The following is a 13283-nucleotide window of genomic DNA, read 5'->3' on the forward strand; positions in this document are numbered from 1 at the left end:
ATAACATGAACATATGCCCGATTATGCACTGGAGTTTGTCAGCGCCAAACTGAACCTGGCAGACTTTCAGGGAATTGGGAAACGAGCGATGGAGCTGACGTCATGGCGAAACCCGCCTTGGCGCAGGAGACTGTTTTTGCCCTGCGCGAAACGATAGCCCGGCTGGAAGGCAAAACTCTTCCGGCATTGGGTGCCGCCCAGGCGAACGGGACAGAGCGAAACCAACGGGGCGAAAACTTGATCGCGCCGACGGGTATATCGCTTCTGGACGATGCCCTGGAAGGAGGCTTGCCGCGGGATGGGCTGACGGAGTTGCGCAGCCTCGGCCTTCGCCATGCGGGTGCGCTTTCGGGCTTCGCCCTGGCTTTTGCCTGCCTTTACCAGCAGAAGGACCAACGGCCTCTGTTGTGGATTTCAGACCGGATGGCGGCAGGCGATGCGGGCCTGCCCTACCCTCTTGGCCTGAAGCGCTTCGGCCTTTCCATTAACCGGCTGTTGCATGCGGCACCAGCGCGGTTGGAAGATGCCCTTTGGCTTGCGGAAGCTGCTCTCTCGAGCGGTATCTTTGCGGCGACCTTGCTGGAGGTGCGTGGTAATCCGGCAAACTTCGGATTGACGGAAAGCCGAAGGTTGAGCCTGCGCGCCAAGGCCGCTGCGCGGCCCCTTCTCATTTTACGCCACGGAGGCGAAGAGGAAGCATCCAGCGCTCTCTTCCGGTTTCACGTGGAACCTGCGCTCGCCGCAGCCCGCCGCCTGCCGGATGGATCGATGCTTGGCGGTAGCATCGGCCCATCCGCTTTCCGTCTCACCTTGGAGAAGAGCCGCAACCCGGCCCCCCTCTCCCTGACTTTGGAGTGGAACCATCATGACCGCCATTTCTCAATTGCCGAACCGACAGAACAAGCTCTTCCGCAGCAGTCGCCAGCGCATTCTGGCGCTCCACTTTCCACGGCTGTCGACGGATCGGATTCTACGCCGCCGCTGGGGGCTATCCTGGCGTTTGAACGGGCGTCCTGAAGATATTCCCTTCGTTTGCGCCGGAAAGCGCGAAAATGCCATGCGTCTTACGGCTCTGGATGCCCATGCCCAGAGCCTTGGCCTCAAACTTGGCCAGGGGCTGGCGGAGGCACGCGCCATTTGCCCCGTATTGGAGGTGATAGAAGAGGATGCGGCAGCAGATCGCCGTTTCCTGGAGGCCCTGGCGGATTGGTGCGACCGTTACACGCCTCTGGTGGCGGTCGAAGGTGCCAACGGCCTCTTTCTGGATATCACAGGCTGCGCTCATCTGTTTGGTGGCGAAGAGGCCATGCTGAACGAGATCCTGACCCGACTGGAGCAGATCGGAATGGAGGTTAAAGGCGCTATTTCCGGCGCCCCCGGCCTGTCCGCCGCCATTGCACGCTTCGATACCAGCAGGATCATTGCTGAAGACGAGCAGGAGGCAGCTCTTGCGCCGCTTCCCATTGCAGCCCTGCGTATCGATGAAAATACGGTGCAGGCTCTTGCCAAAGTGGGCCTGAAGCAGATTGGCGATCTTCTGGAAGCACCCAGGGCACCGCTTGCCCGCCGTTTTGGCCCGCAGCTTCTGTTGAGGCTGGATCAGGCATTGGGACTGGATGAGGAAGCCATTTCACCGCGCCGTACTGTTGCGCATCTTTCCGCTGAACGCCGTCTGGCCGACCCCATTCAGGCCGAAGAGGACATTCTGGAGCTGGCCGGGCAGGTGGCCCAATCCTTGAAGCCGGGGCTGGAGGCACGCGGCGCCGGTGGGCGCCTGTTCGAACTCGTCCTGTTTCGGGTGGATGGAAAAGTCTTCCGCCTGAAGGCGGGGGCTTCCCGGCCCTTGAGAGATGCCACAAGAATTGCCTGGCTGTTTGCCGAACGGTTGAAGAGCGTTCACGATGAACTGGATGCCGGTTTCGGTTTCGAGATCCTGCGTCTGAATGTGCTGCATCATGAGCCATTCGATCATGCCCAGGGCGATTTCGAGGGCGATGACCAGAAGCATATGTCGCTGGCGGATTTCGTCGATCAGGTTTCGGCCCGGTTCGGTCCCGATTGCCTGACCACCTATCAATTACGGGAAAGCCATCTGCCGGAACGGGCTTGCGCGGCTGTGCCGGCGCTTGGCCACATCTTCAAGCCCGTACCTATTCCTGAGGCGGCACCGTTGATGGAAACGGCTCTGGCTGGCAAGGAACGGCCCCTGCGCCTCTTTCGCCATCCCGAACCGCTGGAAGCCTATGCCGTGGATGTGCCGGATGGCCCGCCCATCCGCTTTCGCTGGCGGCGGCTGACGCATCGCGTATGCCGGGCAGAAGGGCCGGAACGGCTGGCTGCCGAATGGTGGCTGGATGGCGAAGACGCACCGACGCGGGATTACTTCCGGCTGGAATGCGAAACCGGCCAGCGCTTCTGGGTCTATCGGCAAGGACTTTACGATCAGGTGGCCAATCCTCGCTGGTATATGCACGGCATTTTTGCATGAAACCTGCCGCTTCTGCCTTTTGCGAAATCGGCGCGCGCACCAATTTTTCCTTTCTCGAAGGGGCCTCCCACCCGGAAGAAATGGTGCAAATGGCCGCAGACCTTGCACGGGAGGGCGAGCTTCTCGGCATTGGCATTGCTGATCGCAACACTGTTGCGGGGGTGGTGCGTGCCTATGCACAGCTGCGCGAGCTGAGGGAAGATACAGAATTGAGGGTTCAGCCGGGAGCGCATCTCGTATTTTCGGATTCAACCCCGGATGTGCTGGCCTATCCCAGAAACCGCAAAGGATGGGGCCATCTTTGCCGCCTGCTGAGCCAGGGCAATCTTCGCACCACCAAGGGCCAATGTGAAATCTATCTGGACGACCTGCTGGAATGGGGCGATGAGATGATGCTGGCCATCCTGCCAAAGCGGTCCTTGCTGGAGACACAGGAAGGGGAGAGCTTCCCGGCCCTGCTGACCCGTCTGAAAGCCCGGTTCGGCAATCGCCTGTACCTGGCTCTTGTGCCTGAATATGATGGTCGCGACAGCTTTGCCTTTGCAAGCTTTGCCCAATGGGCGAGCATGGCGCGCATACCTTTGATCGCCACCAACCATCCGCTTTATCATCATCCGAGCCGCCGCCCGCTGGCCGATGTCGTCACCGCCATTCGTGAACATGTGACGGTTCAGGAAGCAGGCTTCCGCTTTGCCGCCAATGCCGAGCGCTATCTCAAGGGCAGCAGGCAGATGAGTGCTGTCCTCAGGCGCTATCCGGACGCCATTTCCAATAGCGTGCAATTTTTCTCCGCCCTGCGCTTCTCCTTGAGAGAATTGCAGCACAATTATCCCGAGGAAAAGATCGAAGGCGAAACCTCGGCTGAGACCCTGGAGCGACTGACCTATGCCGGCGCGCGGGAGCGTTTTGGCGGCACCATACCGGCCAAGGTGGAGCGCCAGATCCAGGAAGAGCTCCAGCTTATTCGCGAAAAGAAATACGCCCCCTATTTCCTCACCGTTCGCCGCATCATGGAATTTGCCCGCTCGCAAAATATTCTCTGTCAGGGGCGAGGCTCCGCTGCCAATTCCACAGTCTGCTTTTGTTTGAGGATCACGGATGTCGATCCGGACCGGAACAAGCTTCTCTTTGCCCGCTTCCTTTCGACAGAACGCGACGAACCGCCGGATATCGATGTGGATTTCGAGCATGCACGGCGCGAGGAGGTCATCCAGTTCATCTATCGCACCTACGGCAAGGAACATGCAGGGCTGGCCGCAGCCGTGACCAGCTATCGCACCCGCTCCTCAAGCCGCGAGGTCGCCAAGGCATTCGGCCTTTCGGAAGATGTGCAATCGGCACTTTCCAGTACGGTCTGGGGTTGGTCTACGGAGGGATTATCAGAGCGAGACGCACGAAATGCCGGCCTCAACGCAGAAGACCCGCTGACAAAGCGTGTTCTGGGCTATGCTCGCCAGTTGATGGATTTTCCCCGCCACCTCACCCAGCATGTCGGCGGCTTCGTGATGACACGGGACCGGCTGGACGAAGTGGTGCCGATCATGCCGACCGCCATGCCGGATCGCTACATGATCGAATGGAACAAGGACGATCTGGACACCCTCGGCATCCTGAAGGTGGATGTTCTGGCACTTGGGATGCTGACCTGCCTTGCCAAGGCATTCCGTCTTCTGGAAACCCATTATGGAAGACAAGAGAGCCTGCCCTCCATCATCGCCGATCAACGAGATGACGTCTATGACATGATCTGCCGCGCAGACACGATCGGCGTTTTCCAGATCGAAAGCCGTGCGCAAATGAGCATGTTGCCACGCCTTCGCCCTCGTGAATTCTACGATCTGGTGATTGAGGTGGCCATTGTGCGGCCTGGCCCTATCCAGGGCAATATGGTGCATCCCTATCTCAAGCGGCGTCAGGAACGAGACCTGGGAAAAAAGATCGATTATCCCAGTGAAGAATTGCGCGATGTACTGGAGCGCACGCTGGGCGTGCCGCTGTTTCAGGAACAGGCCATGCAGATTGCCATCGTGGCGGCCCAGTTTTCCCCCAGTGAAGCGGATAAGCTGCGCCGGGCCATGGCAACCTTCCGCCGCACGGGCACGATCCACCATTTCCGCGACAAGATGGTCAAGAACATGATCGCCCGCGGCTATGATCCGGATTTTGCCGAACGCTGTTTCAGCCAGATCGAAGGCTTTGGCGAATATGGCTTCCCGGAAAGCCACGCCGCTTCCTTTGCCCTGCTGGTCTACGTCTCCTGCTGGTTCAAGGCGCTTTACCCCGATGTATTTCTGGCGGCGATCCTGAATTCCCAGCCCATGGGCTTCTATGCTCCGGCGCAATTGGTTCGCGATGCGCGCGAGCACGGCATGACCGTATTGCCGGTCGATGTGAATTTCTCCGACTGGGATAGCCTTCTGGAAGAAGGACAGGGTTTCGATGCGCGCAACCTCAGCCCGCATCATCGAGAGATGCGCAATGTCATCCGATCCCGGAAAAGCGTGAGGCTTGGTTTCCGCTTGATCAAGGGGTTATCGGAAAGGGAGATTCTTGAAAAACTGATGCCCAACCGGGGTAGCGGCTATCGTTCCATTCGCGATCTCTGGCTTCGCTCCGGCATGAACAGGGCCAGCATTGAACGACTGGCGGAAGCGGATGCCTTCCGCTCCATGGGCCTTGACCGAAGACGTGCCCTCTGGGAAGTCCGCGCACTGGATGCCCGCAATGCCAGCGAAAGCCTGCCGCTTTTCGATCATGCCATTCGCCAGAGCGATCTCAAGAACGATGACTTGCAGCGGGAACCGGAGATGGAACTTCCCGATATGCCGGAGGGAGAGCAGGTTATCGAGGATTATCGCAGCCTCACGCTTTCGCTGAAGGCACATCCCCTCTCCTTCCTGCGCACACGATTTTCAGAACGCGGCATGATAAGAATACAGGATCTTCATACAGTGCCGCGCAACCGGCGCGTCGAGATCGCGGGTCTCGTGCTGATCCGTCAGCGCCCCGGTACGGCCAAGGTGATTTTCATGACTCTGGAGGACGAGACGGGCGTGGCCAATGTGATCGTACGGCCCAAGATTTTTCAGGCTTTCCGCTCCGTCGTCATGGCTGCGCGTCTGGTCAGGATCCGCGGGCTTCTGCAAAGGGAAAGCGGCATCATCCATGTCATCGTGGATGAAATAGAAGACATGACACCCATGCTCGGACTGCTGCAGGCAGAAACAAGACGCTTTGGCGCATGCGAGCGAGCAGACGAGGTTTTGCGGCCCACGATGGATCACAGGGAGCGGCGCACGCAACGCAAAACAGGAAGCGCAGATCCCTTATCGCCGCAGTTCAACGCCTCTGATGTCCCGGCCGAGGTACTGCCAAAAGGGCGAAACTTCCATTAGATTCGACTACACAGCCATGTGAGGCCATTTTTTCTTGACATTTGGCATCCGGTTTATCAAAAAGAAGACATCGAATATCATGTTTGATGGCTGATACAGATGCTGGTCTGCAGTTGCAATTACATTACCGACAAGGAAATCAAGGACGTCATCAACGCGCTCCTCGATGAAGACTGTTGGCAACTCATCGTCCCTGCCAAAGTTTATCATGCCATGGAAAAACGGGGCCGCTGTTGCGGTTGCTTCCCCAACGTGGTGGATCTGATCATCCGCACCACGGAAGAATATCATGCGGCACGCCACTCGACGGAAGCCGATGTAATAGATTATATGTCCCGCCTGAAACAGTTCCATGAGGAAAACAGGAGAGCGGACATTGAAAGGCGACAAAAGAGTCATCGAGCGGCTTAACGAGGCACTTTTTCTCGAGCTCGGCGCAGTAAATCAGTACTGGCTTCATTATCGTCTTCTTGAAGACTGGGGCTATACTAAGCTTGCCAAGAAAGAGCGCGCCGAATCCATCGAAGAGATGCAGCACGCTGACAAGATCATCGAACGCATCATATTCCTGGAAGGCCACCCAAACCTTCAAACAGTCGCTCCGCTGCGTATCGGCCAGAACGTCAAGGAAGTTCTGGAAGCCGATCTGGCTGGCGAATATGACGCTCGCACCTCTTACAAGGCGTCACGCGATATCTGTAACGAAGCCGGAGATTATGTCTCCATGAAGCTGTTCGAGCAGCTTCTTATTGACGAAGAAGGCCACATCGACTTCCTCGAAACACAGCTCGAGCTTCTCGGCAAGATCGGCGAAGAGAAGTACGGCCTGTTGAACGCTGAATCTGCTGACGCCGCCGAATAAGCCGTTCTCCTAGAGCATTTACCTGAGGCGGTTTTCCGTCAGAAATGCGTGAATACAAACAGTTAGAGCGGTTCAGCGTTTCCATGAAACAATGAGCCACTCTAGAACAGAAAGCCGGAGATGAGGTCCCCTCACTCCGGCTTTTCATTTTGTGGCTGCACAAAAGAGACGCTCAGGCTCAACCCTTCGTTCCCGCGAGGTGCTTGAACGCGGACACGACCTGCTCGTAGGCCTCTTTCTTGAAGGACACGATCAGAGAGGGCAGCTCATCCATTGGCTTCCAATCCCAGGCGTCGAACTCCTGATGCTGGCCCTCAGGCGGATTGTCGATATTGATCTCGCTCTCATCGCCTTCAAAGCGAAAGGCAAACCAACGCTGCTTCTGGCCGCGATATTTACCCTTCAGACCAATGCCGACCAAATGCGCTGGCAGGTCATAATAGATCCAATCCGGCGCCTCCTCGATCAGAGACACGGTTTTCATGCCTGTTTCTTCGAAAAGCTCACGATAGGCAGCCTTGCGAGGGTCTTCCCCTTCATCGATGCCGCCCTGCGGCATCTGCCAGAGTTGCGGCGAGCCATCGGATTCGCTGTTACCTTCCGAAAGCCGACGGCCGACCCAGACCAGACCTTGTCTGTTGAGCACCATGACACCGACGCACGGGCGGTAAGGCAGATCGTCCGCCGAATGCTTCTTGCTCACATCCCTCTCCTATTCATTTCTATCCGTCACCAGTGAGGCGACGCCGACGACTTCCACTCCGCGCCCCTGCGCTTCCCGCACCCATTGGGCAACGGCATCCACCGTTTCATCGAAGGCAGAGCCAATGCCGATCGCCGTTCCCTTGCGTTGCGCAAGCCGTTCCAGATCATCCAGCTTTCTCAAGATCGCCTGGCGATCCAGTTGACCGTCAATCGTCATATCGCCAAAGGCATGCGGAGCATTGATGGCCTGGGCAATCGTCCCGGTCTTCGATTGAGCCGAAGTGCCATCATCCAGAAACAGCAGGCCACGCTCCTCGATATCGCGCAAAATGGGCTCCATCGCATCCGCATCCGTCAGATAGCGACCACCGAGATAGTTAACGATCCCGGTATAGTTGGTGATCTTGCCCATGGCTTCGTGCAGGCGCCTCAGATTTTCCTTCGGCGAGTCTTTGGAAACGAGTGTGAGCGGGCCGGGATCGTTATCGGGATAATCGATAGGCTCCATGGGCATCTGGATCAACAGCTCATGCCCATCCCGGCGTGCCTCCTGCATCCAGCGCTGAAGGCTGTTGCCCGTGGCAGCAAATGCAAAGGTCACCTCTCCCGGCAGGTTCTGAATAGCCTTTTGCGTGCCCGTCTGGCTCAAGCCAAGGCCGCCAATGACAATGGCGATGCGGTTGCCGCGCGCACCGGACCACGGGCGCGCATATTGCTCCAGGGCACGAAGGCCGTCTGGGCCCTTCACCGGCAGGCGACCGAAAGGACTATCTTCAAGAAGATCCTCATTGGGCGAGGTCGCCATCTTGGGATCTTGGCCAAAGCGCTGCGCGTTGATGATGACAGGACCTTCACCCTCGCGCTGGCGCGGCGAATACTTGGTCACCACCGTTCCATCGTCCATCACGGTTCGCTGAACATCGGATCCCGATTGCCCGTTTGTCTGTAGCGCCTTCTGATCTCTCTGAACGGTTGGTGTCTTGCTGTCTGCGGGCGGAACAGCAACTGTCACGTCCTGCGGCGATGCCTTTTCCAGCTTATCTGTGGAACGCATGGCATAGAAGGATAATCCCAACAGCCCTGCTCCGGCCAAAACCCCGATGGCCGCAAAAACAGAAGGCCGGCGCTGAGGCCGGTCTTGCTTCTTACGCTTTTGCCCTAAAGGAGCGCGAAGATCAGTCCCCACCGGATGGCCCCGCGTTTATACACATCATCGAAATGCCACCCGGCCCATGACGGCCGGGTGGCGAAAATCAACCCGATCAGGGCTTGGCTGCTTCAGCGGGCTTGGCTTCCGCCGGCTTTTTGGCCTCGGCGGCCTTCTGAGGCTGCGGCGGGAAAGAGGGATCCGTCTTGTTGCCACGCAGAAGATCCAGCGCATAGTTCAGCTGCATGTCATCCTTGGCTTCCGGCGGCACGTAGGCAGCAGAACCAGAACCTTCCTGTGTTTCGCTCTGTCCCTGAATGTGACCCGGCAGGCTGGATTCGCCCTCTGCACGCAGCTTGCCCTGCAATTCCGGCGGCAATGGCTGCTCAACCTTGATGTCTGGCTGAATACCCGTGCCTTGGATAGACTTGCCCGACGGCGTGTAATACAGCGCCGTCGTCAGGCGAAGCGCACCGGCATCTCCCATCGGGATGATGGTCTGAACCGAACCCTTGCCGAAGGAGCGGGTGCCAACAACCGTTGCGCGCTTCAGATCCTGCAGCGCACCTGCCACGATTTCCGAAGCAGAAGCCGAACCGCCGTTCACGAGAACGATCACCGGCTTGCCATCAGTCAGGTCACCCGGGCCGGCATTGAAACGCCGCGTTTCTTCCGGATTACGGCCACGCGTGGAAACAACTTCGCCGCGCTCGAGGAAGGCATCCGACACATTGATGGCCTGATCCAGAAGACCGCCGGGGTTCAGGCGAAGGTCAAGAACATAGCCCTTCAGCTGGTCGGCAGGCACCTGTGCCTTGATCTTCTTGATCGCCTTTTCCAGATCGTCGTAGGTCTTTTCCGTGAAGGAGATAACGCGCAGATAGCCGACATTGCCGCCTTCGACGCGAGACTTGACCGCCTGAACGGCAATGATATCACGCACCACCGTCAGTTCGATCGGCTTGTCCGCGCCCTTGCGCAGGATCGTCAGCTTGATCGGCGTATTGACCGGGCCGCGCATCTTTTCGACGGCGTCTTCCAGCTTCATGCCCCGAACAGGCTTGCCATCGATATCGGAGATATAGTCGCCAGCAAGGACGCCAGCCTTTGCCGCAGGCGTATCGTCAATCGGCGTAATAACCTTGACGAGCTCGTTTTCCATCGTGACTTCAATGCCAAGACCGCCGAACTCACCCTTGGTCTGGGTGCGCATGTCCGCCGCATCCTTGGCGTTCATGTAACTGGAATGCGGATCCAGCGAAGAGAGCATGCCGTTAATGGCGCTTTCAACCAGCTTCTGCTCATCCGGCGGCGTCACATACTGCGCGCGCACACGCTCGAACACATCACCGAAAATCGATAGCTCACGATAGGTCGATGATCCCGCAGCTTGAGCCGGCACACCGGCGGAGTAGACGACGCTCATGGCCGTCGCGCCCAGGAGCGCCCCGACGATGACAAGTGAAGCCTTACGAATCATTTCGTGCCCTTCCAGTTTCACGGCTCCACCACGGCTTCGAATCGACCGGGTTGCCATCTTTTCTGAACTCAATGTAAAGCGTCGGACGATCCGTTTCCAGCGCCAACGCAGTTGCGCTTGCCACTCTTTTCTCACCCATCGTGGCGATGGGTTCGCCTGAGAACACGAACATTCCCGGCTGAACGTTCACTTTGTCCATGCCTGTCATGACAAGATGGTAGCCGTCGCCCACGTTCAGGATAACCATCTGTCCATAGCTGCGAAAGGCCCCGGCGAAAACCACGGTCCCGTCGGCTGGCGCTGTTACCACGGCACCGGCGCTCGCAGCCAGTGTAATGCCGCGTGCAGGATGGCCGGTTCCATCGGCATCGCCGTAGGATCGCAGCAAATCGCCAGCCAGAGGATAGCCCAGCTTTGCCTTCAGGCTTTCAAACGGATATGCGGGCGCAATGCGGTTTTTGTCAGGCACGCCACTCTCGGCAAGCTCTCGCGCCTTTTCCCGCTCCTCGACCGTCAACTGCTTCTGGCGCTCTTCTTCTCGCTTTGCACGGTACATAGCCTCGCGAACAGAGCTGATCTCACTTTCCAGTGATTGAATGAGACCTTCCAGATTGGTCGCCTTGCTCGCAAGCTCCTGCGAACGTCTGCGCTCATCGGCCAGAGTGGCGGTTCTGCTTTCCTGCTGCCGCCGGTTCTCCGCCAGCAACAGGTCCATTTTCTTGTCTTCCTCAAGCGTTGCAGAAATCGCTTCGGAAGCCTTGCCCTTCTCGGCGGCGACCTGCAGCTCCAGATCCGCCAGCCCCTGGAGATCGGCCATCAGCTTTTCGGCCTGACGGCGCATTCCCGGCACCACCGCGCCCAGCAGGATGGCGCTTCGCACGGAACCAAGCGCATCCTCCGGAGTAACCAGCAGGGCAGGGGGTGGATTTCGGCCCATGCGCTCCAGCGCGCCAAGCACCTCGGCCAGAACGCCACGTCTTTCCCGCAAGGAGGCACGAATGCCATCCTGCTTGACCTTCAGATCCGCAAGCTTGCGCTCGCTGGCGTGGATTTTGGCGTCCAGTTCCTTTCGGCGTGCGGCGGAATCGATCAATGCCTGACGAATGGAAGCGCTGCTCTTGTCCAGCTCCGCAATTTCGCTTTCGATAGATCTGGTCTTGTCGGCAGACAGCGACATGGTTTTTGACAAGGCCTCCAGTTCCGCGCGCGTCTGATCGCGCTTGATCTGAAGAGCATCGACGGGCGAGGGTGCAGCATTTGCAACAGCCTCGGGTGCTGCTGGAATGGAGGAAGTAGAGGCTGGCACATCCTCCTGGGCATAGGCAATCACCAGCGGGCCGGCGGCAAAAAATGCCGCAGCCACCAGTCGCTGCATCATCTGCTTGCTGCCTCGTCCTGTCCGCATTCCTGTCCGTCGCATCCCGCAATCCGCGGAACCTAAGCTGATTTGCTGAAAACTGCCAGAAACAAGATCGTATCAGACACGATGATACGGATGGCCAGACAAAATGGTCACTGCGCGGTAAAGCTGCTCGGCAATCAAGATACGCACCAATTGGTGCGGCCAGGTCATGGAGCCGAGATTGACGATGGCATCGGCACGGTCGTAAAGGGCCGGATCGAGGCCGTCCGCCCCCCCGATCGCAATCATCATTTCGCGCTTTCCCTGATCCCGAAATCGCCCGAGCAGGGAGGCAAAGGCTGGACTGTCCATCGCCTTTCCACGCTCATCCAGCAGAACAAGCAGCGCACCTTCGGCAAGGTTCTTTTCGAGAAGCCCTGCCTCCTCACGCTTTCGCGTTTCCGCACTCGAGGCGCGACTTTCATTCACCTCGATGACACGGGAAAATTCCAGGCTCACGGCAGGCCCCGCCTTGGCGAAGCGCTCAAGATAGCGCGACGCAAGGTCCTTCTCCGGTCCGGACTTGAGCCGACCGACGGCAAAAAGGCCTATACGCATGGCTTTGCTCGTTCGCTTCAGGCCGCATCGGGGGCTTACCGGCTGAGAAAGCTCAGCCGCTCGCCTTGCCTCCATTGCAGCCACGCGGCCAGAGAGCCAGCGCAAGACCGCTTAATGCAGCGTTTCTTCCTCGTCGGGAGCCGCCCACATCTTTTCGATGTTGTAGAACTCCCGGATTTCCGGTCGAAACACATGGACGATCACGTCACCGGTGTCAATCAGCACCCAATCTCCTGCCTCCAGCCCCTCAACACGGGCGGGGCCGAAACCCTCATCCTTGAGGTCGGACAGCAGATGATCGGCAATCGCCGAGACATGCCGGTTCGATCGCCCGGAGACTACAACCATGTAATCTCCCAGCGCGGACTTCCCGGCAATGTTGATGGTGACAATGTCTTCCGCCTTGGAGTCCTCAAGACTGGTGAGGACCACGGAAAGAGCACGGGCGGCGGCATCGGCGCCACGTTCCTGGCTCTTTGGAGGAACGCGAAGCGTTCTTCCTTTAGCGTGTACTGTTGTCAGGGTTGTTCCTTTCTTCACCGAACAGAACAGGCGTGTATCGCGAATCACAAACGGCGATCCGCGCCAATATAAGGTGGCACTGAATGGTTAACGTTTCAAGGCATCAGTGTTGCAGCGTACCTTGCCGAATGGCCGTCGAGCTGAGGCTTGATCGCGGCCCGTGAATAAAGGTCCAACGGGGCGGAGATTTGAACGCCAGAACTCCGGCATCGGATTCATCGATACGCGTATGACTCAAGGCACGTGCTGCGGGGGAGGAGAGGAAGGAGAGCGTGGCACCGGGCCTATCGATCACGGCAATGGGTACGGAAGCCGCAATTTCCCGCCACTTTTGCCAGCGATGAAACGTCTTCAGGCTATCCGCGCCCATGATCCACACAAAGCGCACCCCGATATTGCGCGTCAGCACATGTTCGATGGTCTGCGCCGTGAAACCCGTCTGAAGTCTTTCCTCAAAGGCGGTCACACGAATACGCCGGTTTCTGGTCAGGGCCTCACTCATGCGGATGCGTTCGATGAGGGGCCGCAGAACAGACCGGCTTTTCAGCGGATTGCCGGGCGTCACCATCCACCAGAGCTGGTCCAGCCCAAGCTGTTTCAGGGCAATCTCTGCAACGAGACGATGTCCCTCATGGGGCGGATTGAAGGAGCCACCGAACAAACCAACCACCATCCCCTGCTCGACATGCGGCATGGACAGATAGGGTTTGATCTCTGCGGCAAC

At 58.3% G+C, this 13283-nt stretch carries 12 protein-coding genes; 5 read left to right on the forward strand and 7 right to left on the reverse strand.

Annotated features, from left to right (window positions below; translation table 11 throughout):
- Positions 1-102 precede the first annotated feature (102 nt).
- The 5 genes from ACFSE1_RS17030 to bfr all read left to right on the forward strand — a co-directional run bounded on the left by ACFSE1_RS17030 (position 103) and on the right by bfr (position 6745).
- Positions 103-1017, forward strand: coding sequence for an ImuA family protein (locus ACFSE1_RS17030; RefSeq protein ID WP_377403971.1), 915 nt, complete (start codon positions 103-105; stop codon positions 1015-1017).
- 40 nt (positions 1018-1057) lie between these two features.
- The gene (locus tag ACFSE1_RS17035) at positions 1058-2488 is read left to right on the forward strand and encodes a Y-family DNA polymerase (RefSeq protein ID WP_377404278.1); all 1431 of its coding nucleotides are present in this window, start codon (positions 1058-1060) and stop codon (positions 2486-2488) included.
- On the forward strand, positions 2485-5883 hold the full coding sequence (locus tag ACFSE1_RS17040) for an error-prone DNA polymerase (protein WP_377403974.1): 3399 nt from the start codon (positions 2485-2487) through the stop codon (positions 5881-5883). Before ACFSE1_RS17035 ends, ACFSE1_RS17040 begins: the two co-directional genes overlap by 4 nt.
- A 99-nt stretch (positions 5884-5982) precedes the next feature.
- Entirely contained in the window at positions 5983-6294 is a 312-nt protein-coding gene (locus ACFSE1_RS17045) for a (2Fe-2S)-binding protein (RefSeq protein WP_377403977.1), read from the forward strand.
- Positions 6260-6745, forward strand: a complete 486-nt coding sequence (gene bfr / locus ACFSE1_RS17050; protein ID WP_377403980.1) for a bacterioferritin — start codon at positions 6260-6262, stop codon at positions 6743-6745. The genes ACFSE1_RS17045 and bfr overlap by 35 nt, the downstream gene beginning before the upstream one ends.
- 178 nt (positions 6746-6923) lie before the next feature.
- Here bfr and ACFSE1_RS17055 read toward each other — a convergent pair whose 3' ends face one another.
- From ACFSE1_RS17055 to ACFSE1_RS17085, 7 genes are all read right to left on the reverse strand, one after another.
- The gene (locus tag ACFSE1_RS17055) at positions 6924-7448 is read right to left on the reverse strand and encodes an RNA pyrophosphohydrolase (RefSeq protein WP_377403983.1); all 525 of its coding nucleotides are present in this window, start codon (positions 7446-7448) and stop codon (positions 6924-6926) included.
- A 9-nt stretch (positions 7449-7457) separates the two neighbouring features.
- Positions 7458-8636, reverse strand: a complete 1179-nt coding sequence (locus ACFSE1_RS17060; protein ID WP_377403986.1) for a divergent polysaccharide deacetylase family protein — start codon at positions 8634-8636, stop codon at positions 7458-7460.
- Between the two features lie 76 nt (positions 8637-8712).
- Positions 8713-10077, reverse strand: a complete 1365-nt coding sequence (locus ACFSE1_RS17065; RefSeq protein ID WP_377403989.1) for a S41 family peptidase — start codon at positions 10075-10077, stop codon at positions 8713-8715.
- The gene (locus ACFSE1_RS17070) at positions 10067-11455 is read right to left on the reverse strand and encodes a murein hydrolase activator EnvC family protein (RefSeq protein WP_377403992.1); all 1389 of its coding nucleotides are present in this window, start codon (positions 11453-11455) and stop codon (positions 10067-10069) included. Before ACFSE1_RS17070 ends, ACFSE1_RS17065 begins: the two co-directional genes overlap by 11 nt.
- A 99-nt stretch (positions 11456-11554) precedes the next feature.
- Positions 11555-12037 (reverse strand): 23S rRNA (pseudouridine(1915)-N(3))-methyltransferase RlmH, encoded by a 483-nt coding sequence (gene rlmH / locus ACFSE1_RS17075; protein ID WP_377403995.1) that lies wholly within the window; start codon positions 12035-12037, stop codon positions 11555-11557.
- Between the two features lie 111 nt (positions 12038-12148).
- Positions 12149-12589: a ribosome silencing factor gene (gene rsfS, locus ACFSE1_RS17080; protein WP_377404281.1), complete on the reverse strand. Its 441-nt coding sequence runs from the start codon at positions 12587-12589 to the stop codon at positions 12149-12151.
- 73 nt (positions 12590-12662) lie between these two features.
- Positions 12663-13253, reverse strand: coding sequence for a nicotinate-nucleotide adenylyltransferase (locus ACFSE1_RS17085; RefSeq protein ID WP_377404284.1), 591 nt, complete (start codon positions 13251-13253; stop codon positions 12663-12665).
- Positions 13254-13283: the final 30 nt, after the last annotated feature.

The sequence above is a fragment of the Affinirhizobium helianthi genome (assembly GCF_042680945.1).
In the GTDB taxonomy this organism is placed as follows: domain Bacteria; phylum Pseudomonadota; class Alphaproteobacteria; order Rhizobiales; family Rhizobiaceae; genus Neorhizobium; species Neorhizobium helianthi.